Annotated in this window: 22 protein-coding genes and 1 tRNA gene; 19 read left to right on the top strand and 4 right to left on the bottom strand. The window is 58.0% G+C overall.

The features are described 5' to 3' along the window. Positions 1–153: 153 nt before the first annotated feature. Both AC1V0D_RS09610 and AC1V0D_RS09605 read right to left on the bottom strand, forming a co-directional pair. Positions 154–225: transfer RNA gene (locus AC1V0D_RS09610), tRNA-Arg, on the bottom strand. 177 nt (positions 226–402) lie between these two features. Next, complete coding sequence (locus tag AC1V0D_RS09605) at positions 403–1350, bottom strand: formate/nitrite transporter family protein (protein WP_009088915.1); 948 nt, start codon at positions 1348–1350, stop codon at positions 403–405. A 242-nt stretch (positions 1351–1592) separates the two neighbouring features. Between AC1V0D_RS09605 and ccmA the strand changes: the two genes are divergently transcribed. The 13 genes from ccmA to AC1V0D_RS09540 all read left to right on the top strand — a co-directional run bounded on the left by ccmA (position 1593) and on the right by AC1V0D_RS09540 (position 11489). Continuing rightward, entirely contained in the window at positions 1593–2210 is a 618-nt protein-coding gene (gene ccmA / locus AC1V0D_RS09600; RefSeq protein ID WP_009088917.1) for a cytochrome c biogenesis heme-transporting ATPase CcmA, read from the top strand. Further along, positions 2210–2869, top strand: coding sequence for a heme exporter protein CcmB (gene ccmB, locus AC1V0D_RS09595; protein ID WP_009088919.1), 660 nt, complete (start codon positions 2210–2212; stop codon positions 2867–2869). The genes ccmA and ccmB overlap by 1 nt, the downstream gene beginning before the upstream one ends. 49 nt (positions 2870–2918) lie before the next feature. Continuing rightward, the gene (locus AC1V0D_RS09590) at positions 2919–3659 is read left to right on the top strand and encodes a heme ABC transporter permease (protein WP_009088920.1); all 741 of its coding nucleotides are present in this window, start codon (positions 2919–2921) and stop codon (positions 3657–3659) included. Beyond that, positions 3656–3889, top strand: coding sequence for a heme exporter protein CcmD (ccmD, locus tag AC1V0D_RS09585; RefSeq protein ID WP_009088921.1), 234 nt, complete (start codon positions 3656–3658; stop codon positions 3887–3889). The genes AC1V0D_RS09590 and ccmD overlap by 4 nt, the downstream gene beginning before the upstream one ends. Next, positions 3886–4371 (top strand): cytochrome c maturation protein CcmE, encoded by a 486-nt coding sequence (ccmE, locus tag AC1V0D_RS09580; RefSeq protein ID WP_009088922.1) that lies wholly within the window; start codon positions 3886–3888, stop codon positions 4369–4371. The genes ccmD and ccmE overlap by 4 nt, the downstream gene beginning before the upstream one ends. After that, a complete protein-coding gene (locus tag AC1V0D_RS09575) occupies positions 4368–6326 on the top strand; it encodes a heme lyase CcmF/NrfE family subunit (RefSeq protein ID WP_307743420.1) in 1959 nt (652 codons plus the stop codon). The genes ccmE and AC1V0D_RS09575 overlap by 4 nt, the downstream gene beginning before the upstream one ends. Further along, positions 6323–6880 (top strand): DsbE family thiol:disulfide interchange protein, encoded by a 558-nt coding sequence (locus AC1V0D_RS09570; protein ID WP_307743419.1) that lies wholly within the window; start codon positions 6323–6325, stop codon positions 6878–6880. The genes AC1V0D_RS09575 and AC1V0D_RS09570 overlap by 4 nt, the downstream gene beginning before the upstream one ends. Beyond that, positions 6877–7332 carry a cytochrome c-type biogenesis protein gene (locus AC1V0D_RS09565; protein ID WP_181161922.1) on the top strand — a complete coding sequence of 152 codons (456 nt, stop codon included), beginning with the start codon at positions 6877–6879 and terminating at the stop codon, positions 7330–7332. The genes AC1V0D_RS09570 and AC1V0D_RS09565 overlap by 4 nt, the downstream gene beginning before the upstream one ends. Next, on the top strand, positions 7329–8540 hold the full coding sequence (ccmI, locus tag AC1V0D_RS09560; RefSeq protein WP_482907320.1) for a c-type cytochrome biogenesis protein CcmI: 1212 nt from the start codon (positions 7329–7331) through the stop codon (positions 8538–8540). Before AC1V0D_RS09565 ends, ccmI begins: the two co-directional genes overlap by 4 nt. A gap of 149 nt (positions 8541–8689) precedes the next feature. After that, positions 8690–9454 carry a phospholipid-binding lipoprotein MlaA gene (gene mlaA, locus AC1V0D_RS09555; RefSeq protein WP_140923029.1) on the top strand — a complete coding sequence of 255 codons (765 nt, stop codon included), beginning with the start codon at positions 8690–8692 and terminating at the stop codon, positions 9452–9454. An 822-nt stretch (positions 9455–10276) separates the two neighbouring features. Next, positions 10277–10450, top strand: coding sequence for a hypothetical protein (locus AC1V0D_RS09550; RefSeq protein WP_482907319.1), 174 nt, complete (start codon positions 10277–10279; stop codon positions 10448–10450). After that, a complete protein-coding gene (locus AC1V0D_RS09545) occupies positions 10423–11226 on the top strand; it encodes a hypothetical protein (RefSeq protein ID WP_482907318.1) in 804 nt (267 codons plus the stop codon). The genes AC1V0D_RS09550 and AC1V0D_RS09545 overlap by 28 nt, the downstream gene beginning before the upstream one ends. After that, on the top strand, positions 11223–11489 hold the full coding sequence (locus AC1V0D_RS09540) for a hypothetical protein (RefSeq protein ID WP_150028906.1): 267 nt from the start codon (positions 11223–11225) through the stop codon (positions 11487–11489). The genes AC1V0D_RS09545 and AC1V0D_RS09540 overlap by 4 nt, the downstream gene beginning before the upstream one ends. A 116-nt stretch (positions 11490–11605) precedes the next feature. On the opposite strand, the gene fadL is transcribed toward AC1V0D_RS09540, so the two are convergent. Then, a complete protein-coding gene (gene fadL, locus AC1V0D_RS09535) occupies positions 11606–12889 on the bottom strand; it encodes a long-chain fatty acid transporter FadL (protein WP_046102298.1) in 1284 nt (427 codons plus the stop codon). A gap of 358 nt (positions 12890–13247) precedes the next feature. Between fadL and AC1V0D_RS09530 the strand changes: the two genes are divergently transcribed. The 4 genes from AC1V0D_RS09530 (at position 13248) to sixA (ending at position 17816) form a co-directional block, all read left to right on the top strand. Beyond that, positions 13248–13544 carry a YfcZ/YiiS family protein gene (locus AC1V0D_RS09530; RefSeq protein ID WP_009088938.1) on the top strand — a complete coding sequence of 99 codons (297 nt, stop codon included), beginning with the start codon at positions 13248–13250 and terminating at the stop codon, positions 13542–13544. 158 nt (positions 13545–13702) lie between these two features. After that, positions 13703–15013: an acetyl-CoA C-acyltransferase FadI gene (fadI, locus tag AC1V0D_RS09525; protein ID WP_111207542.1), complete on the top strand. Its 1311-nt coding sequence runs from the start codon at positions 13703–13705 to the stop codon at positions 15011–15013. Then, positions 15013–17133, top strand: coding sequence for a fatty acid oxidation complex subunit alpha FadJ (gene fadJ / locus AC1V0D_RS09520; protein ID WP_482907317.1), 2121 nt, complete (start codon positions 15013–15015; stop codon positions 17131–17133). The genes fadI and fadJ overlap by 1 nt, the downstream gene beginning before the upstream one ends. A 200-nt stretch (positions 17134–17333) precedes the next feature. After that, positions 17334–17816 (top strand): phosphohistidine phosphatase SixA, encoded by a 483-nt coding sequence (sixA, locus tag AC1V0D_RS09515; protein WP_009088942.1) that lies wholly within the window; start codon positions 17334–17336, stop codon positions 17814–17816. 28 nt (positions 17817–17844) lie between these two features. Here sixA and smrB read toward each other — a convergent pair whose 3' ends face one another. Further along, positions 17845–18393 carry an endonuclease SmrB gene (smrB, locus tag AC1V0D_RS09510; protein ID WP_009088943.1) on the bottom strand — a complete coding sequence of 183 codons (549 nt, stop codon included), beginning with the start codon at positions 18391–18393 and terminating at the stop codon, positions 17845–17847. 159 nt (positions 18394–18552) lie between these two features. On the opposite strand from smrB, the gene prmB reads away from it, so the two are divergent. After that, on the top strand, positions 18553–19485 hold the full coding sequence (gene prmB, locus AC1V0D_RS09505; protein WP_009088944.1) for a 50S ribosomal protein L3 N(5)-glutamine methyltransferase: 933 nt from the start codon (positions 18553–18555) through the stop codon (positions 19483–19485). 45 nt (positions 19486–19530) lie between these two features. Further along, positions 19531–20616, top strand: coding sequence for a chorismate synthase (gene aroC / locus AC1V0D_RS09500; protein WP_009088945.1), 1086 nt, complete (start codon positions 19531–19533; stop codon positions 20614–20616). The last annotated feature ends 2 nt before the right edge of the window (positions 20617–20618 follow it).

Below are 20618 nucleotides of genomic sequence, written 5' to 3'. Positions count from 1 at the left end.
AAAGACATTCCGGAAATCGTATTACCGGGTCAGACTCGTTGCGTGACGAAACGTCATGGACAGCACTCTGATCAGGTTAACCAGTGAGGATTTATCGCGCCGGTAAAAAGCAGGTGTTGTAATGCGGGCAGGTGTAAAAGGGAGGGCAGATATTGTCCCCTGCAGGAATCGAACCTGCAACTAGCCCTTAGGAGGGGCTCGTTATATCCATTTAACTAAGGGGACAGCGGCACGCAGTATAGCGAAACAGGCGATGAGATTCATCAGGTCGCCGCGCGTTTGCTCATTACGTCAGCAATGTCGCTGTTCAGCCTCTCTTTTGAGACCACTTTTTTCATGCAGGGGCCAGATAACACGTGCAGCGCAAATCCTTCTGCGCTGCACTTTTTTACCTGACGACGGTTATTCAGCACCTTCCTCTTTTTCTCCGCGCTCTTCACGCTCACGACGCTTCTCCTGCCTGCGCTTTTCCGCCTTCGCTTTGGCGACCGCCGCTTCACTCATGTCATTACGGATCTGTGCGTGACTGATCAGCGCAAAAATCAGGGTGCCGCCGGTGATGTTGCCGAGCAGGGTAGGCAGGGCAAACGGCCAGAGGAACTCATGCCAGCTGATGCTGCCATTGAAGACCAGATAGAGCACCTCTACCGATCCCACCACGATGTGCGCCAGATCGCCCAGCGCAACCAGCCAGGTCATCATGACAATGACCACCAGTTTGGCCCCGCCCGCAGAGGGGAACATCCAGACCATGGTGGCGATAATCCAGCCGGAAATGACGGCGTTGGCAAACATCGAGCCGGGCGAGTTCTCCATCACTTTCATGCTGATGTCGGTAAAGGCCTGGCGGGTCGCCTCGTCAAAAATGGGCATCTCGTTGAAGGCCAGCGCACCCAGTGCCGTACCGATCAGGTTACCCAGCAGGACAATACCCCATAACCGTAACAGCAGACCGCCATTACCCCAGGTCGGTTTGTGCATGACCGGCAGCACTGCCGTGACGGTGTTTTCGGTAAATAACTGCTGGCGCGCCATAATGACGATGACAAAGCCAAAGGTGTAGCCGAGATTTTCCAGCAGAAATGCACCCGGCACGCCATCAAGGTGGACCTTGAATATCCCCTTCGCCATCAGTGAGGCACTCATGGAGAGGCCTGCGGCAATGGCTGACCAGAGCAGGGCCATCCCGTCCCGCTCCAGCTCTTTCTCCCCATCCTGACGGATCTCTTCATGGATCGCCGCGGCGCGGGAGGGTAATGCCTCCTCATCGACTTCGATGTCAGTGCCCTTGTCCTTCTCTTCGCTATCGACGTCGTTAGGACCCTGTTCATTACCTGATGAAGGCTTCATATTTTCTCCTGGTGATAGTGCTGTGGCGTAATAAGCGTAGCTGTTTTTTATTTGCCAATTATGTAACGAGCGATGCGAATAAGCGTAACAAGCTTTTTCATACCTGCATTTTTATTCAGACTCAGCGCCAGACCGCACGAATAAACCCCTGACAGCGCGCCTGAGCAGCGGCTCAGACTTCGGCCCTTAGCAACATTGTGGTAATATCCCGGCCACTTTTAGCTGGTGCGATTCCCCCCTCGATGTTGGAAATCATTACGCTCACTTGTGCATACGATGAACGCGCGCTGTTTCAGCAGCTCTCATTTCGCGTCTCTGCCGGTGACATTGTGCAGATTGAAGGCCCCAACGGTGCCGGTAAAACCTCGCTACTGCGACTGCTGGCGGGGCTGAGCCGTCCTGAGCAGGGTGAGATACGCTGGCAGCAGCAGCCGATCCTGCGGCAGCGCGACGCCTGGCATCAGGCGATGCTTTATCTGGGCCATCATCCCGGCGTCAAAGGCGTCCTCACGCCGCTGGAAAATCTGCGGTTCTACCATCCTGACTGCAGTGACGCGCAGATCTTTGCTGCGCTTGACAGTGTCGACCTCACGGGTGACGAAGAGGTGCCGGTAAGCCGGTTGTCGGCGGGTCAGCAGCGTCGCGTCGCGCTGGCACGTCTCTGGCTCAGCCAGGCCCGCGTCTGGATCCTGGATGAGCCGCTGACCGCCATCGACAAAGCGGGGGTTGAAAAATTAATGGCCAGATTTGCCGCCCATGCCGATAACGGGGGCGCCGTAATCCTGACAACTCACCAGGATCTACCCGCTGCGGCCGCGCGGGTGCGTAAAATTCGCCTTGGCGATGCGGAGGCAAGCTGATGCTGTTTCGCCTGATTCAGCGTGAATTGCGTATCGCCTTTCGCGGCGGCGCTGATGTGGTCAATCCGCTGTGGTTTTTCCTGATTGTGATTACCCTGTTTCCGCTGGGCATCGGACCTGATCCGCAGCAGCTGGCGCGCATTGCGCCGGGTGTCGCCTGGGTGGCTGCGCTGCTGGCGTCGCTGCTGGCGCTGGAGCGCCTGTTTCGCGACGATTTCAGCGACGGTTCGCTGGAGCAGCTTCTGCTGTTGCCTTCGCCGCTGCCGGTGACGGTCATCGGCAAAGTCGTGGCGCACTGGCTGATCACCGGTCTACCGCTGATTATCCTGTCGCCGCTGGCGGCGCTGCTGCTGTCGCTGGATTTCAATGGCTGGCGGGCGATGGCCCTGACGCTGCTGCTCGGCACGCCCACCCTGAGTTTTCTCGGTGCCATCGGCGTCGGGCTGACGGTGGGATTACGCCGGGGTGGGGTATTGCTCAGCCTGCTGGTGTTGCCGCTGGCGATTCCGGTGTTGATCTTCGCCAGTGCTGCGATGGAAGCCGCCAGTCAGGGCCTGCCGATGGGGGGCTATCTGGCGATTCTTGGCGCGATGCTGGCAGGCAGCGCCACGCTCTCGCCGTTTGCCACGGCGGCGGCGTTACGGATTACGTTGCAGTAACCGCGCATTAAAAGACGCGGCCTTTTTATCGTTAATGTGAGCATTTGATATGTGGAAAGCGTTACATCAGCTGGCCCGGCCCGAACGGCTCTATCAGCTTTCGGGGCGCCTGGTGCCCTGGTTTGCGATAGCAGGCGTGGCGACATTACTGCTGGGCTGGATCTGGGGATTTGGATTTGCTCCCGCTGACTATCAGCAGGGCGACAGTTTTCGCATCATGTATATCCATGTGCCCGCTGCCATGTGGTCGATGGGCATCTATGCCGCCATGGCCGTCGCGGCGTTTACCGGTCTGGTGTGGCAGATGAAAATGGCCGATCTGGTTGCCGCCGCCATGGCACCCGTGGGCGCGGTCTTTACCTTTATTGCGCTGGTCACCGGTTCCGCGTGGGGCAAACCGATGTGGGGAACCTGGTGGATCTGGGATGCACGCCTCACCTCGGAGCTGGTGTTACTTTTCCTCTATATGGGCGTGATTGCACTCTGGCACGCGTTCGATGACCGCCGCACCGCAGGCCGGGCCGCCGGCGTCCTGATTCTGGTCGGCGTGGTCAACCTGCCCATCATCCACTTCTCGGTGCAGTGGTGGAATACCCTGCATCAGGGCTCGTCCGGCATCCTTCAGCAGGCGATTGCGCCGGTGATGCGAACGCCGCTGCGCTGGGCCATCCTCGGTTATTTGCTGCTGTTTATCACGCTGACGCTGATGCGGCTGCGCAACCTGATTCTGTTAACGGAACGCCATCGCCCCTGGGCTCTTGACGTCGCAAAACGGGGAGAGCAGAAATGACGCCGGCCTTTTCCTCCTGGCACGCCTTTTTTGCCATGGGCGGCTACGCCTTTTACGTCTGGCTGGCGGTGGCCTGCACGCTGCTTCCGCTGGCGGGACTGACGCTGCATACCCTGTTACTGCGCCGCCGCCTGCTGGCGGAGATCCGCCAGCGTGATGCGCGTGAACGTCGCATCCGGGCAGCTAAATCCAGAAAAGCCGCGGCTGAAGCGGCAGGAGAGAGTGTGTGAATAGCCGTCGACGCAATCGCCTCTGTGCGGCCGTTGCGATTCTGCTTGGCCTGGGCCTGGCCACCGCGCTGGTGATGTATGCGCTGCGCTCAAACATCGATCTGTTTTATACCCCGGGTGAAATCCTCTATGGCAAAGGCGAGGCGCATGAGAAGCCGGAGGCGGGCCAGCGGCTGCGCGTCGGTGGCATGGTGATGCCCGGCAGCGTGCACCGGGACCCGAACAGCCTGGCGGTAACGTTTAAACTTTATGATGCGCGCGGCGTCGTCAGCGTCAGTTTTGAAGGCATCCTGCCGGATCTGTTCCGGGAAGGGCAGGGCGTCGTGGCGCAGGGCGTGCTGGCGGACGGTAACCAGATCGTTGCCAGAGAAGTGCTGGCCAAACACGATGAGAAATATACGCCGCCGGAGATAGAAGACGCGATGAAGAGCAATCACAACGGCCCGCAGTCACAGTATCAGGCGGGAAATAAATCATCATGATGCCGGAAACCGGGACTTTTCTGCTTTGTCTGGCGCTGGGGCTGGCGCTGCTGCTCAGCAGCTATCCGCTCTGGGGCGCAATTCGTCAGGATGCGCGGCTGATGGCGATGGCGCGCCCGCTGGCCTGCGGGCTGTTTGTCTGCATCGCTGCGGCCTTTATGCTGCTGGTCTGGGCTTTTATCTGCAACGATTTTACCGTGGCCTATGTTGTCACCAACTCCAACAGCCTGCTGCCGGTCTACTACCGCATTGCCGCCACCTGGGGCGCGCATGAGGGATCGCTGCTGCTGTGGGTGTTGCTGCTCAGCACCTGGACCTTAGCCGTGGCGATCTTCAGTCGCGGTATGCCACAGGACGCGCTGGCGCGCGTACTGGCGGTTATGGGGATGATCAATCTCGGCTTCCTGCTGTTTATCCTGCTGACGTCGAATCCGTTTGCCCGCACGCTGCCCGACTTCCCTGTAGACGGGCACGACCTGAACCCGATGCTGCAGGATATCGGCCTGATCTTCCATCCGCCGCTGCTCTATATGGGTTATGTCGGATTCTCGGTGGCCTTTGCGTTTGCCATCGCTTCGCTGATGGCCGGACGGCTCGATACCGCGTGGGCGCGCTGGTCGCGTCCCTGGACCACCGCGGCCTGGGTCTTCCTGACTATCGGCATTGTGCTGGGCTCGGCCTGGGCCTATTACGAACTGGGCTGGGGCGGCTGGTGGTTCTGGGATCCGGTAGAGAACGCCTCGTTCATGCCGTGGCTGGCGGGCACGGCGCTGATCCACTCGCTGGCTGTCACCGAAAAGCGTGGCACCTTTAAGGCCTGGACCGTGCTGCTGGCGATCACCGCCTTTTCACTCAGCCTGCTCGGTACGTTCCTGGTGCGCTCCGGCGTGCTGGTGTCGGTCCACTCGTTCGCTTCCGATCCGGCGCGCGGCATGTTTATCCTCGCGTTTCTGGTGATTGTCATCGGCAGTTCGCTGCTGCTCTATGCGATCAAAGGGGGGCAGGTGCGGAGCCGGGTACAGAACGAAACCTGGTCACGGGAATCCTTTCTGCTGGGCAACAATGTGCTGCTGATTGCGGCCATGCTGGTGGTACTGCTTGGCACGCTGTTGCCGCTGGTGCACAAGCAGCTGGGACTCGGCAGCATTTCGGTGGGTGAGCCGTTCTTCAATACGATGTTCAGCTGGCTGATGGCGCCGTTTGCGCTGCTGATGGGGATCGGGCCGCTGGTACGCTGGCGTCGCGATGAACCGCAGAAACTGGCCAAACGGCTGGCGCTGGCGCTGCTCGTTACCCTGGCCTGTTCGATGATGATTCCCTGGTGGCTGCAGGATCGCATTGCGGCGATGACCGTGGTGGGCTTACTGATGTCCCTCTGGATCATTGTGCTGACGCTGCTGGAACTGCACGAACGCGCCACGCATCGCCATCCGTTTCTGACCGGGCTGCGTCACCTCTCCCGTAGCCACTGGGGCATGGTGCTGGGCCACCTTGGCGTCGGGGTCACGGTGATCGGTATCGCCTTCAGCACGCAGTACAGCGTGGAGCGCGACGTGCGGATGCGGGCGGGGGATAGCGTGGACATCCATCACTATCACTTTGTCTTCCGTGGCGTGCAGAACCTGCAGGGGCCTAACTACAGCGGGGGCATGGGGATTATCGATGTCACGCGCAACGGGAAACCGGAAGCGACGCTGCAGGCGGAAAAACGCTTCTATACCGCGGCCCGAACCATGATGACCGAAGCGGCGATTGATGGGGGTTTCAGCCGCGATCTCTATGCAGCGCTGGGCGAGGAGCTGGAGGATGGCGGCTGGGCGGTGCGTATCTACTACAAACCCTTTGTCCGCTGGATCTGGGCTGGCGGCGTACTGATGGCGCTGGGGGGCCTGTTCTGCCTGTGGGATCCCCGCTATCGCTCGCGCAAAAAAGCCGCACGTGAGGAGCGCGCATGAACAAGAAAATCCTGTTTATCCCGCTGGTGCTGTTTCTGCTGCTGGCAGCGGCGCTGCTGTGGCAGCTGACCCGCAATGCGGATGGCGACGATCCGACCCGTCTTGAGTCGGCGCTGATCGGTAAACCGGTGCCACTGTTCCGGCTGGAAGCGCTCGACCAGCCCGGCAAAATCTACGACCAGCGCGTGCTGACCGATGGCAGGCCGATACTGCTGAACGTCTGGGCAACCTGGTGTCCGACCTGCCGCGCCGAACATCACTATCTGAATACGCTGGCGGAGCAGGGCATTCGGGTGGTCGGCCTGAACTATAAAGACGATCGCCATAAGGCGGTTAACTGGCTGAACACGCTGGGTAATCCCTACGCCCTGAGTCTCTACGATGGCAGCGGCATGCTGGGACTCGACCTCGGCGTCTATGGCGCACCGGAAACTTTTCTGATCGACGGTAAAGGGATTATCCGCTATCGCCACGCCGGCGATCTCAACGCGCGCGTCTGGGAGCAGGAAGTGAAACCGTTGTGGATGAAATACAGTGCGGAGGCGGGATCATGAGATCGCTGTTACTGGTCTGTGGCCTGCTGTTCAGCATCAATCTGTGGGCGACCATCGACACACTGCAATTTGACTCTCCGGCTCAGGAGGCGCAATACCGTGACCTCACCGCATCACTGCGCTGTCCGAAATGTCAGAACAACAGCATCGCCGACTCGAATGCCATGATTGCCGCCGACATGCGGCTGAAAGTTTATGAGCTGATGAAGCAGGGGCAGAGCCGCCAGCAGATCATTGATTACATGGTGGCGCGCTACGGCAACTTCGTCTCTTATTCGCCACCGCTGACCCCGTCAACGCTGATCCTGTGGGCTGGCCCGGCGCTGTTTGTGCTGCTGGGTGGCGCGGTGATTATTCTGCGCAGCCGTCGGCGTCACACCCACAGTGCGCTGGATGACGCTGAGCAACAGCGTCTCGATGCCTTACTGAAGTCAGACAGGAAGCCGTCATGAGTGCATTCTGGATTACCCTTTTTCTGTTACTGCTGGCGGCCTGCACGCTGTTCCTGGCCGCAGGCTGGCGGCAGCGTCAGGCCAGCCCGGGCGACCGCGATCGCCTCAATCAGCGCTTTTACCATCAGCGGATCGATGAGCTGGCGCAGGATGAAGAGCAGGGCGTTGTTGCTGAGCGCCCAGTAATGGAGCGCGAGTTACAGCAGACGCTGCTGGCCGATATTCCGCCGGCGCAGAGCCTCCCGTCCCACAGCAGCAGCCGCTGGATTCTGCTGCCGGGCCTGCTCGTGCTGATTGGGGTATCGCTGGGAACCTATCTGAAAACCGGTGGACTGACGCAGTACACCGGCTGGATGCAGGTGCAGCAGGCGTACCCTGCGCTGCGTGCGCGGCTGATGGACCCCGGCGCCAGACCGCTCAGCATGGAGGAGCTGGCACGTTTAGAGCTCGGATTGCGTACCGCCCTGCAAACGGAACCGGATAATCTGGCCGACTGGACCATGCTGGGGCGGCTTGGCATGGTGCTGAATCAGGCTGATATTGCCAGTCAGGCGTTTGAGCATGCGTTACAGCTCTCACCCAACGATATGACGCTGAAGCAGGATTATGCAGAGGTGCTGACGCGCTCTCCCGATCCGCAGGATAACCGTCAGGCGTCACTGCTGCTGCGCGCCCTGCTGAAAGCGGAGCCGCAAAACCCGCGTACGCTTGGCCTGATGGCATTTAACGCCTACGGCCAGCAGCAGTACGATCAGGCGATTGAAGCCTGGCAGGCCCTGCTGAACGTGCTGCCTGCCGGTGACTCACGACGCGCGATGATCGCCCGCAGCATTGAGCAGGCGAGAAGTGATGCCGGAGAGCAGAGCCGTCAGCTGGCACTGACCGTGCGGCTGACCCCGCAGGCAGAAAAAATGTTACCGCAGGACGGAGTGTTGTATATTTCGGTTTCTGACGGGACGTCACCGGTGCCGGTGGCGGTGAAGCGCATGCCGCTGAGCCACTTCCCGCTGTCGCTGACGCTGGATGACAGCAATGCCATGATGCCGGATCGCCTGCTGTCGGCGCAGCATCAGGTCGTGGTTCGGGTGCGTATCTCCCGCGACGGCAGCGCCACCCCGCAGCCGGGTGACTGGCTGGGTGAGAGCGCCGTGACGCCCTGGGATGGTCATCAGCCGATCGTGGTAGAGATTAATCAGCAGCTTCCCTGAACGTCATCAACGATCCTGTTCAGGTCGCTGCGTGCCATTGCCTGCTGCCTCTGGCATAAAGTCAGCTATGCTCATCGGGTAAGCCGATTCGACGCCGGGCTGTGCCTGAACGATGGGTAGCCCTTTTTCATCCGCACAGGGAGATTGGAATGAATTATCGCCTGACCAGCCTGGCTGTGGCCAGCGTCCTTCTGGTAGGTTGTGCCAGTTCAAAGCCGGCAAATAGCGATCCTGCGCAGCGCAGCGATCCGTTCGAAGGTTTTAACCGCACGATGTTTAACTTTAACTACAATGTGCTGGATCCCTATGTGCTGCGTCCGGTCGCTGTCGCCTGGCGCGACTATGTGCCGGTGCCTGCACGAACCGGCCTGAGCAATTTCCTCGGCAACCTGGAAGAGCCCGCCAGCATGGTTAACGCCATTCTGGTCGGTGACGGACGCGATGCGGGTATCCACTTCACCCGTTTCTTCCTGAACAGTGTGCTGGGTCTGGGTGGTTTCATTGACGTCGCCGGTAAAGCCAATCCGGAACTGGCGCGTGAACAGCCGCACCGTTTCGGCACCACGCTGGGCCACTATGGTGTCGGCTATGGTCCTTACGTTGAGCTGCCGGCTTACGGCAGCTTCACTATACGGCAGGATGGCGGTGACTACGTTGATACCCTCTATCCGATCCTCGGCTGGCTGACCTGGCCGATGTCGATTGGTAAGTGGACGCTGGAGGGGATTGAGACCCGCGCGCAACTGCTGGATTCCGATGCGATCCTGAAGCAGCAGAGCGATCCGTACGCCTTTATCCGTAACGCCTACTTCCAGCGTCACGACTTCCTGGCGCGTGGCGGCAAACTCAAGCCGGAAGAGAATCCAAACGCCGCTGCGATTCAGGATGACCTGAAGGATATCGACGCGCAGTAACGTTATGAGATCCTCAAGAAGCCGTGTCACATAAACTGTTCTGAGTTTGTTGACTGCGCCTGACCCGGTCTGCTTCAAGACCGGGTCAGCGTAAATAAGCGTTTTATGCCTTTCCCAGACTGTCCGGTTTGCCTCGTTTTTGCTTCGGGCCGGTTTTTCTCCTCTGTCCTTACTTCTGACCTGATCCGTCACGCCCTGTCTTTTTCCTGTCCAGGTCTGCTATTAGCTTCCTGCCTTCCGTTATGAGCCTGTTTTAAACAAATCTGGTGTCAGAGAATGACTGTTTATATGAGGCAGATCCGGGTGTAAAATTCGGCGGAAAATTCTGATGTGAAAAACGCTGTGTAATCAGCGGGATATTTTTAGAGTGTTCCCCGCGCGAGCGGGGATAAACCGCTACTTATCCTGAATTCACTGCCAGGCGGTAGTGAGTGATAAGCAGCCTACGGCTGTCATAGTCGCATGTAAAACCCGGATCAACAGTAAGTCATATGATACTCATTTTGCCAATTACCGACGCCGGCGTGATGAAGAAAGATTCCATTAAAAACTGCTGTACTGGCAGGCTTAAAGAGTGGGATTGTGACTATCTATGGCAGGGCTGCCCGTAAACCGGCAGGCAGAGCCAGTACTTACCTGAGTCTGTGATAAAAGGCATCCTCGATAATCACACCGATCAGGCCGTCAGGATATTTCGTCAGATCCCGGAATATCGCATTTTTGAAGGCAACAGGTCTGACTGTCATTTCTTATTTCACTAACGAGTCAGGAGTAATATATTCCTGAACTACATGGAGCTAAATAGCCCTCGAAGGTGATTAGATGAATGTCTCAAATATGGATATGCATCAGAAACTTGAACTTGCCATAATCAAGGCGGCAAAACTACTGCCGGGTGATGTTGGTGAACAATTGCTGGCAATGCTAACTCCATCAGCTCTGGCTACAATGGCAGCGATTACGGGGGTTTGGGCAGGCGCACACTTTTTGGCATAGGAGAGTTAGCTGATCTTATTCTGATAGTGGCGGGGTGGGTTGCCGTTGGTGGTGTGGCTGTTGAGGCTTCAAAAAAACTCTATGAATTCGTTAAGACCACATACAGCGCCAGAACTGAAAGTGATCTGGATGAAGCAGCAGCCTGTTTAGCTGCAGCCATCACCCTAATTGGCGTCGATACTGTGATGGCGATTTTACTGAAAAAGAACCCTCGTGACGCCTTCAGGCATTCATACCGAAATATTCGTATGCCCAGATACAGCGCATCAGTGGGACGCGCAATGAATGGCCCCCGGAACAGTTCTCCATCCTGGCGGTATCGCCCTAAAATTCGCTTTACTGATAAGCAAAGCGCCGGATTAGGCTCAACTAACATGTGGGGTGACATTACCATTGGCCGTGCCTACGACCGTACGGTAAAAACAGCAGAACAGGCTGCTGAGGATGTTCTGGCGACCCTATATCATGAGCGGGTGCATTCATCCATTGCGCCGAAGTTTTATCTGCTTCGCGAGCTTAGAGCTTTCATGCATGTTAGCGCCTATCACAAATCATATATCTTACGGTATCTGGAAGAGGCATTTGCAGAGCTGGTTGGGTTAATGAGAGCGAAAGGGATGTCACCCCGTTACGTTATTGACGGTTTCAAATTCCCGTTGACCAACAACTATGAGATCACCTTTACCGCTCTGCGACATGAAGCAGCTGGCGTGCTTCTGGGGCCGGTTGTTGTCGGCGGGGCAATGTACAATGTCTATTATGGAATTCAGCAATGATCAACGCAGAAGATGCAAAGGATGCCGCACGCGACTACGCATTCCGACATAAACTGGGATGGAGTGAGAAATTCACTTTCATTAAAACGTCTTCTTTTGATGGCGTTGAATGCTATATCGTCGAAACATCGAGCGAAGATGCGGAAAACAAATCATGGATGGAAATCGAGACCTCTACTCCCGTGAATATTTACGTCGATGTGAACACCGGCAAATGCTTCGGGCATCAGTTCGGTAACAGAGGTTTTAACAAGGGTATCTGATACCCTTAATCTTCTGTTGTGTGCGTGTACCCCCGCGCCTGCGGGGCATCAGTTGGAATAGGTCAGCAGTCTGAAGGCGACTCATCCGAGTCGCCTTTTTGAATCCCACCCGCCGGTCAGAACTTGTAGTTAAAGTTCGCGCCGTAAAGCCAGGCCTTGCCTTCTGAGTTAAAGGTATAAGGACCTTCTTTCACCGTCACTTTCTGTCCGTGCATATAGGAGATGCCCAGATCGACCGAGGCGTTATCGTTGAAGGCGTACGACGTACCCGCACTCAGCCATAAACGATCCTGATCCGGGATGGAGATAGAGCGTTTATCGGCTGGCACCGGGCTGTCATCAAATGCGATACCGGTGCGGAACGTCCAGTTGCTGTCGTAGAAATAGGTGGTGCCCAGCGCGATACGGTAGGCATCGTGGAAGCTTTCATCTTTATAGAACAGTGTCTGGCCCTGAGAACCGGTGGCTTTCAGCTCCTGGAACTGACTCCAGCTGGTGTACGCCATGCTGTAGTGAACCGCCCACTGCGGAGCCACTTTATGCCAGCCCGACACTTCCCACATCTCCGGCAGATTCAGGGTTAACGCGCCCGGAACCGTCGTGCCGTTGGTACCAAAAGGCACGCCTGACACTTCCGGGTTGTTGACCGCATTCAGACGGGAGGACAGATTACTTTTGTAATCGCCATCAAAGTCGATCTTCACCTCTGAACGATAGCTGAAGCCGAAGCGGTTATTTTCATCCACTTCATACAGGATACCGGCATTCCAGCCGTAGCCCCACTCGTCGCCTTTCAGATGGGCAACCTGTGTATCAGCCGGCACGCCCAGTCTCGCGCCTGATTCACCGGCATAGCGTTCAATTTTCGCTTTGGCATAAACCGCATCAAAACCGACGCCCACGCTGAAGTGCTCATTAAACCGGTAAGCGGTGCTGAGGTTTAAGTTGCCGGTCATCAGGTCCGTTTTACCGCCGTAGCCGCCAGCGGTGTAACCATTATTAAACTCTGTCGCTAAGCCATAGTTAGAGGTTGCCGATGCGCCAATCCACCACTGATCGTTGATGGGCTGAACGTAATGAATATTGGGTATCCACTGATTCGGGGCGATGTTGCTGGCATCCAGGCTGCGACCCGTCGGACTGCGGCCCGTGATATCCACATCCGGGTCAATATAAACCGCACCGATGGAAAACTCCGGGCGATCCATTAACGCCATCGTTGCCGGGTTACGGCTGGCGGATGCCGCCGTATCGCCCATTGCCCCTTCGCCTGAGTAGGCGCGACCTAAACCAATCGTAGAGAACTCATTTAACTGAAACCCAGCTGCGTAAACGTGTGAAGAGACAAGCGCCACTGCAGCCGCCACGGCTGACTTTGCGAACAGGTTCTTATGGTTCATGACCACAACCTCATGTGAATTATTATTTAACGCTATAACGTCGCGTAACAAAGGACGGCGGATTGTAGGGACTGACGGTAAACGCACATATCAGACCAGTGCGGAGAGTATAGGTCCGACCTGTGTGCAAGTTGCAATATTGTTTTTAAAATATTTCAGAGTTGATCGCTTAAAATTCGATCTGCATAACAAAAAGCACCCTGATGAAGACAGCATACCGATTCCAGTTTGTTCTGGATCAATTTTTATTGTGATATTCGTCACTTAGCCACAGTCGCGTGGCGCATCTTATCGCAAGCGGGTAAAATTCCGGCCATAAAATCGCTTAACTCACCCGAAGCCGGGGCAGGAGAGAAAGATGACTGATGCCATTAAAAAATGCAGTGCGACCGAAACCGCTGCCTGTTGCTGCGTTGATGTCGGCACCGTAATGGATAATACCGACTGCACCGCCAGCTGGTCAGAGTGGTTTCCGCAGCGACAGGATGCGGAAGCCAAAGCCGCCCGGCTGACTGAGCGTGCCCGTCAGGTGGAATCGGAACCCTGTGTGATTGACGTCCGGTTCAGCGATGTCGATCAGGGCGTGCAGCTGGATATCGATTTCACCTTCAGCTGCCAGGCTGAAACCCTGATTTTCCAGCTCGGCCTGCGTTAGCGCCTCTTACGCCGCCTCAGCGCGGCGTTTTTCAATTTCGTGTTTCCCTTCGCACTTTTTCCTTTCTGCTATTGGCGGCTCACCCGCTTGTGGTTAACACTGATCAGGTCAGACCTCTTCAGGCAATGATGCCACAGTCCCGGCTACAGGTGAGAACAATGAGCAAAGCGCAGCCGCTGCTGACGCGTGATGGCGAACGCATCGCAATTACCCACGGGTTACGAACCCCTTTCTTACGCCAGGCGACTGGCTTTCATGGCATTCCCGCCATCGAGCTGGGACGGATGGTGGTCAGCGAATTAATGGTGCGCAGTGAGTTACCGGCTGACGTGATTGAGCTGCTGGTATTTGGTCAGGTAGTACAGATGCCGGAAGCGCCAAACATTGCGCGTGAAATTGTCTTAAGCAGCGGGCTGAATGTGAATACCGACGCCTACAGCGTCAGTCGTGCCTGCGCCACCAGTTTTCAGGCGGTGGCGAATGTGGCAGAGAGCCTGATGGCGGGTACGGTTTCTGCTGCTATTGCTGGCGGGGCAGACTCCTCATCAGTGCTGCCGATTGGGGTCACTAAAACGCTGGCCCGCGCGCTGGTGGATCTCAACAAGGCCCGCAGTCTGGGGCAGAAACTGCATATCCTTAAACGGCTGCGTCCGCGCGATCTGCTGCCGGTGCCGCCTGCGGTGGCGGAGTACTCGACCGGCCTGCGGATGGGGGACACGGCCGAGCAGATGGCGAAAAGCTACGGTATCACCCGTGAGGCTCAGGATGCGCTGGCCCTCCGCTCCCATCAGCATGCCGCCAGAGCCTGGCAATCCGGGGTACTGAACCAGGAAGTCATGGCAGCCTTTGTACCGCCGTGGAAAGCCGCAATCGATCAGGACAATAACGTGCGGATGAACGCTAAAGCAGAGGATTACGCCCGACTGCGTCCCGCCTTTGACCGCCAGCACGGCAGCGTTACCGCCGCCAACAGCACGCCGCTGACGGATGGCGCGGCAGCCGTCATTCTGATGCGGGAAGGGCGCGCCAGGGAACTGGGCGTCACGCCGCTGGGCTACCTGCGCAGCTACGCGTTTACCGCTATTGATGTCCAGCAGGACATGCTGCTGGGGCCAGCCTATGCTTCGCCGCTGGCGCTGGATCGTGCCGGGGTGAGCCTGGCCGATCTGACGCTGATAGATATGCATGAGGCATTCGCGGCCCAGACGCTGAGCAATCTGCAGCTGTTTCGTGACGAACGTTTCGCCCGTGAGGTGCTGAACCGGCCGCATGCGCTGGGCGAGGTCAACGAAGAGCGTTTCAACGTGCTGGGCGGTTCCATCGCCTATGGCCATCCTTTTGCCGCCACGGGCGCGCGTATGATTACCCAGACGCTTAATGAACTGCGCCGCCGTGGTGGCGGGCTGGGACTGGTCACCGCCTGCGCGGCGGGTGGTCTGGGTGCGGCAATGGTTCTGGAGGCCGAATAATGGAGCAGAATGCCTTTCAACTGACGATGCGACAGGATCACGTCGGCATTATCACGATTGATGTCCCTGGCGAGAAGATGAACACCCTGAAAGCGGAATTTGCTGGCCAGATTGCCGCCATCATTGCGGAAGCGCGACGCGATCCGCAACTGGCGGGACTGGTCCTGATCTCCGGCAAAACGGACAATTTTATCGCGGGCGCGGACATCAGCATGATTGACCGCTGCCAGAGTGCGCAGGAAGCTGAAGCGCTGGCGAAGCAGGGCCAGGAAGTGATGGCGATGATCGACGCGTTGCCTTTTCCGGTGGTGGCGGCCATTCACGGGGCCTGCCTGGGCGGTGGACTGGAACTGGCGCTGGCCTGTGATGCGCGCATCTGCTCGCTGGATGATAAAACCCGCCTCGGCTTACCGGAGATACAGCTCGGCCTGCTGCCTGGCTCTGGCGGGACGCAGCGGCTGCCGCGTTTAATCGGTGTTCAGCAGGCGCTGCCGCTGATGCTGACCGGCAAAAGTCTGCGCGCGAAGCAGGCGCGAAAGCTCGGCGTCGTCGATGATGCGGTTCCCCGCCCGATCCTGCTGGAGACCGCAATTGCGCGGGTGAAAAAGGGCAAGGTCAGCGGACGCGTCCTGCCGCTGCGCGATCGGCTGCTGCATGGTCCGGTCGCCCGCCAGGCGCTGTTTGCGCTGGCGACACGCCAGACCGCGGCGAAAACGCAGGATAATTATCCGGCCGCCAGACGGCTGATTGAGGTGGTGCGCATCGGGCTGGAGCAGGGCAGCCGCGCCGGCCATGATGCGGAGGCGCGCGCCTTTGGCGAACTGGCGATGACGCCGGAGTCCGTTGCGCTGCGCGGACTCTTCTTTGCCACCACGGCGATGAAAAAGGAGCGGGGCGGTGAAGCTGAACCCGCGACCGTGAAGCGTGTTGCGGTGCTGGGCGGTGGGCTGATGGGCGGCGGTATTGCCAGCGTCACCGCGATCAACGCCGGGTTGCCGGTGCGCATCAAAGATATCAGCCTGGAAGGCGTCAGCCATGCGCTGAAAACCAGCTGGGATCTGCTCAGCAAAAAGGTCCGTCGTCGTCAGCTGACCCCGGCAGCGCGCCAGCAGCAGATGGCGCGCATCACAGGTGGCATCGATTATCAGGGATTCTCGCAGCGCGACGTGGTGATCGAAGCGGTGTTCGAAGATCTTGCCCTGAAGCAGCAGATGGTGCACGACGTCGAGGCACACTGTCAGCCGCATACCCTGTTTGCTTCCAACACCTCTTCGCTGCCGATTGCGGATATCGCCGCCGGGGCGCAGCGTCCTGAGAATGTCATCGGGCTGCACTATTTCAGTCCGGTGGAAAAAATGCCGCTGGTGGAGGTGATCCCGCATCTGAATACTTCGGCCACGACGCTGGTTACCGTTGTGGCACTGGCGCGCAGTCAGGGCAAGACGCCGATCGTCGTCGCAGACAAGCCGGGTTTCTATGTCAACCGCATCCTGACCCCCTATATAAATGAAGCGATGCGCTGTCTGCTGGAGGGGGAGCCGATTGAGCACATCGATCGGGCGCTGGTGAAGTTTGGTTTTCCGGTTGGTCCGATTCAGCTGCTTGATGAGGTCGGCATTGATGTCGGCAGCAAAATCAGCCCCATTCTGCATCAGGCCTATGGTGAACGCTTTGCCGCACCGGCCGCGTTTGAGGCGGTGATCAGGGATGGCCGTAAGGGTCGTAAAAATGGCCGGGGCTTCTATCGTTATGACCTGCCGCGCTGGCAGCGTAAAAAACCGGACGCCTCGCTTTACAGCCTGCTGAAGGTCACGCCGCAGGCCCGGCAGAGTGGGGCACAGATTGCGGAACGCTGTGTGATGATGATGCTGAATGAGGCCGCCCGTTGTCTCGATGAGCAGGTAATTCGCAGCGCCCGGGACGGCGACGTGGGGGCGGTGTTTGGCATCGGCTTTCCGCCTTTCCTGGGCGGGCCGTTCCACTACATGGATAAACTGGGCGCGGCGGAAATGGTCAGCCGGCTAAACCGTCTCGCGCAGCAGCACGGTGAGCGATTTGCCCCCTGTGAGGCGCTGATTCAGGCGGCTGCGGAACAGACGAAATTTTACATTTCTCTGTGAAATGGAATAACGGCTCCGATTCAGCGGGTTAGAAAAGCGCCGCCCGCGTGTGCGGCGCAGCATGAATCTGAGAAGTGCTTATTTAATAAACAACCGGTTGACTATACTGAAGCCATTAGGGTAAAACACAGCGTTCATTCGCAGAGTGAAGAGTCTGACGCGTCGCGTCGGGCGATATCGACAAACAACAGCGGTGCTTTATGCAAGTTTTTATCATGCGTCACGGCGATGCGGCTCTGGAAGCAGCAAGTGATTCAGTCAGGCCTTTAACTTTATGTGGCTGTGATGAATCGCGTCAGATGGCCCACTGGCTTAACAGCCAGACGCCGGACATCGAGCGTGTCCTGGTCAGTCCCTATCTACGCGCGCAGCAGACGCTCGCTACCGTGCGTGAAGCCTATCCCCTGCCGGAAGGCCAGGACGTGTTACCGGAGTTAACGCCGGGTGGCGATCCGGGTCTGGTCGGCTGCTATCTGCAGGCGCTGGCGAACGAAGGGGTGAAATCGGCGCTGGTCATCTCCCATCTGCCCCTGGTGGGCTACCTGGTTTCCGAACTCTGCCCGCAGGAAACTCCACCGATGTTTGCCACTTCCGCCATTGCCTGCGTCGAGTTCGATCCGGCAGAGAGTGCCGGTAAACTGCTGTGGCAGGTCAGTCCGAAGAAGCTGGCGAAAGCCATCTGACGACGAGGGGCCGATGACACCGGCCCTGTCAGGGCAACTCAGGCGGTTGCCACTCCTCAATCTCAATCAGCACCAGCAGCGCAGCATCACCGCCGAACATTTTCGGCGCCTGATGAAACGCCATGACCCACGGATGCTGGGCCAGCCACAGCGGCGTCTGCTGCTTCAGAATATGTTTTCCATGTCCGGTCATGACGCTGGCGCAGAACAGATGTTCACGGCGGCAGGCGGCGATCAGTGCGCCCAGCTCCTGCTTGGCCTGCATCTGCGTTAAGCCGTGCAGGTCGAGAAAAATCTCCGGGGTATAGTCGCCCCGGCGCAGTTTTTTCAGCTCAAAATGGCTGACATCGGCGCGCACGTAACGGGTAGCCCCTTCGGTCGAGAGCAGGGGCTGAAACTCATCCGAAAAGTAATGGCTGTTGTCCGCCTGCTCGGAAAGCAGACGTTTTACCGGAATCTCGCGGGTTTTTACCGGCGCTTTATGGACATAGGTGTCCTGTTTTAACTGACGTGTCCCCGTCATTAACTGGCGAAACAGCGCCTCATCATCCGGGCTTAGCGGTGTTTTTTTACTCATGGCAGGTCAGTCTTATCAGAAAAGGCTGTCACACAGCAGAGCCGATACCTTACCGTTAAGTGTCATTAATTGTCAGCTTTTTCACCTCGCTGCGCTGAATTCTCCCCGGCTTCATGGCACACTATCGGCCGATTTAGCAAAAGGCCTGCGGAGGGCTACGTGGACAAAATTTTCGTCGATGAGGCAGTGAACGAACTGCACACCATTCAGGACATGCTGCGCTGGGCGGTAAGCCGCTTTTCCGCTGCCGGAATCTGGTACGGACATGGCACAGACAATCCCTGGGACGAAGCCGTTCAACTGGTCCTGCCGTCTCTCTGGCTGCCGCTGGATATTCCGGAAGATATGCGCAACGCGCGTCTGACCGCCAGCGAGCGTCTTCTGATTGTCGAGCGCGTCATTCGTCGCGTTAACGAGCGTATTCCGGTCGCCTACCTGACCAACAAAGCCTGGTTCTGCGGTCACGAATTCTTTGTTGATGAGCGCGTGCTGGTGCCGCGTTCACCGATTGGCGAACTGATCGAGAACCGCTTTGCCGGTCTTATCAGCACGCCACCCGCGCATATTCTGGATATGTGCACCGGCAGCGGCTGCATCGCGATTGCCTGCGCTTACGCCTTCCCGGAAGCGGAGGTCGACGCCGTCGATATCTCGACCGGTGCGCTGGCGGTGGCCGAGCAGAACATTGAAGAACATGGCCTGATCAATCAGGTCACGCCGATTCGTGCCGACCTGTTCCGCGAACTGCCGCCGCTGAAGTATGACCTGATCGTCACTAACCCGCCTTATGTGGATGCGGAAGATATGGACGATCTGCCCAATGAATATCGCCACGAACCGGAGCTGGGGCTGGCGGCGGGCAGCGATGGCCTGAAGCTGGTGCGCCGCATTCTGGCCTGCGCGCCTGATTATCTCAGCGAGCAGGGCGTTCTGGTCTGCGAAGTCGGTAACAGCATGGTGCATATGATCGAGCAGTATCCCGATGTGCCCTTTACCTGGCTGGAATTTGACAACGGCGGTGACGGTGTCTTTACGCTGACGCGCCAGCAGATCGTCGACGCACAACACCATTTCTCCTTTTACAAAGACTAAAAGTGGGGCGAAGCCTCGCCCGCCGAACCCTGACAAGGAAACAGCATGGCCGGAAACAGCATCGGACAATTTTTTCGAGTAACTACCTTTGGCGAGTCCCACGGTCTTGCGCTGGGCTGCATCGTTGATGGGGTGCCACCGGGCATCCCCCTGACCGAAGCGGATATCCAGCATGACCTCGACCGTCGTCGTCCTGGCACCTCGCGCTACACCACGCAGCGTCGCGAGCCGGATCAGGTGAAAATTTTGTCCGGTGTGTTTGAGGGTGTGACCACCGGCACGTCTATTGGCCTGCTGATTGAGAACACCGATCAGCGGTCGCAGGATTATGGCGCGATCAAAGATCTCTTCCGTCCCGGCCATGCCGATTACACCTATGAGCAGAAGTATGGTCAGCGCGACTACCGTGGCGGTGGCCGCTCTTCGGCGCGTGAAACCGCGATGCGCGTGGCCGCCGGTGCGATAGCGAAGAAGTATCTGCAGATGAAACATGGTGTGGTGGTGCGCGGCTATCTGGCGCAGATCGGGGATATCGCCTGTGAGCTGAAAGACTGGAGCATCGTGGAAGAGAATCCCTTCTTCTGCCCGGATGCGGAGAAGCTGGAGGCGCTGGATGAACTGATGCGCGGCCTGAAAAAAGAGGGCGACTCCATCGGGGCTAAAGTCACGGTCATGGCTGACAACGTGCCGCCTGGCCTGGGTGAGCCGGTCTTTGACCGTCTGGATGCCGACCTGGCGCACGCGCTGATGAGCATCAACGCGGTGAAAGGGGTGGAGATCGGTGACGGCTTCGCGGTGGTCAGCCAGCGCGGCAGCCAGCATCGGGATGAAATCCGTCACGATGGTTTCCAGAGTAACCACGCCGGCGGCATTCTGGGCGGCATCAGCAGCGGCCAGACCATCAGCGCCAACCTCGCAATGAAACCGACCTCCAGCATCACCGTGCCGGGTAAAACCATTACCCGCGACGGCGAAGAGGTGGAGATGATCACCAAAGGCCGCCACGATCCCTGCGTCGGGATCCGCGCCGTGCCGATCGCCGAGGCGATGATGGCGATCGTCCTGATGGATCATCTGCTGCGCCAGCGGGCGCAGAACGGTGACGTTAACAGCACCGTGCCGCGCTGGTGATG

Source organism: Pantoea sp. PA1 (genome assembly GCF_056856975.1).
The sequence above is the reverse complement of the archived record's forward strand: the minus strand, read 5'-3'. Positions and strand labels throughout refer to the sequence as shown.

What these genes read in the sequence shown, in the direction of transcription:
- AC1V0D_RS09605 (WP_009088915.1), bottom strand. Translation starts at nt 1,350, where the DNA reads ATGAAGCCTTCATCAGGTAATGAACAGGGTCCTAACGACGTCGATAGC.
- ccmA (WP_009088917.1), top strand. Translation starts at nt 1,593, where the DNA reads ATGTTGGAAATCATTACGCTCACTTGTGCATACGATGAACGCGCGCTG.
- ccmB (WP_009088919.1), top strand. Translation starts at nt 2,210, where the DNA reads ATGCTGTTTCGCCTGATTCAGCGTGAATTGCGTATCGCCTTTCGCGGC.
- AC1V0D_RS09590 (WP_009088920.1), top strand. Translation starts at nt 2,919, where the DNA reads ATGTGGAAAGCGTTACATCAGCTGGCCCGGCCCGAACGGCTCTATCAG.
- ccmD (WP_009088921.1), top strand. Translation starts at nt 3,656, where the DNA reads ATGACGCCGGCCTTTTCCTCCTGGCACGCCTTTTTTGCCATGGGCGGC.
- AC1V0D_RS09575 (WP_307743420.1), top strand. Translation starts at nt 4,368, where the DNA reads ATGATGCCGGAAACCGGGACTTTTCTGCTTTGTCTGGCGCTGGGGCTG.
- AC1V0D_RS09570 (WP_307743419.1), top strand. Translation starts at nt 6,323, where the DNA reads ATGAACAAGAAAATCCTGTTTATCCCGCTGGTGCTGTTTCTGCTGCTG.
- AC1V0D_RS09565 (WP_181161922.1), top strand. Translation starts at nt 6,877, where the DNA reads ATGAGATCGCTGTTACTGGTCTGTGGCCTGCTGTTCAGCATCAATCTG.
- ccmI (WP_482907320.1), top strand. Translation starts at nt 7,329, where the DNA reads ATGAGTGCATTCTGGATTACCCTTTTTCTGTTACTGCTGGCGGCCTGC.
- mlaA (WP_140923029.1), top strand. Translation starts at nt 8,690, where the DNA reads ATGAATTATCGCCTGACCAGCCTGGCTGTGGCCAGCGTCCTTCTGGTA.
- AC1V0D_RS09550 (WP_482907319.1), top strand. Translation starts at nt 10,277, where the DNA reads ATGAATGTCTCAAATATGGATATGCATCAGAAACTTGAACTTGCCATA.
- AC1V0D_RS09540 (WP_150028906.1), top strand. Translation starts at nt 11,223, where the DNA reads ATGATCAACGCAGAAGATGCAAAGGATGCCGCACGCGACTACGCATTC.
- fadL (WP_046102298.1), bottom strand. Translation starts at nt 12,889, where the DNA reads ATGAACCATAAGAACCTGTTCGCAAAGTCAGCCGTGGCGGCTGCAGTG.
- AC1V0D_RS09530 (WP_009088938.1), top strand. Translation starts at nt 13,248, where the DNA reads ATGACTGATGCCATTAAAAAATGCAGTGCGACCGAAACCGCTGCCTGT.
- fadI (WP_111207542.1), top strand. Translation starts at nt 13,703, where the DNA reads ATGAGCAAAGCGCAGCCGCTGCTGACGCGTGATGGCGAACGCATCGCA.
- fadJ (WP_482907317.1), top strand. Translation starts at nt 15,013, where the DNA reads ATGGAGCAGAATGCCTTTCAACTGACGATGCGACAGGATCACGTCGGC.
- sixA (WP_009088942.1), top strand. Translation starts at nt 17,334, where the DNA reads ATGCAAGTTTTTATCATGCGTCACGGCGATGCGGCTCTGGAAGCAGCA.
- smrB (WP_009088943.1), bottom strand. Translation starts at nt 18,393, where the DNA reads ATGAGTAAAAAAACACCGCTAAGCCCGGATGATGAGGCGCTGTTTCGC.
- aroC (WP_009088945.1), top strand. Translation starts at nt 19,531, where the DNA reads ATGGCCGGAAACAGCATCGGACAATTTTTTCGAGTAACTACCTTTGGC.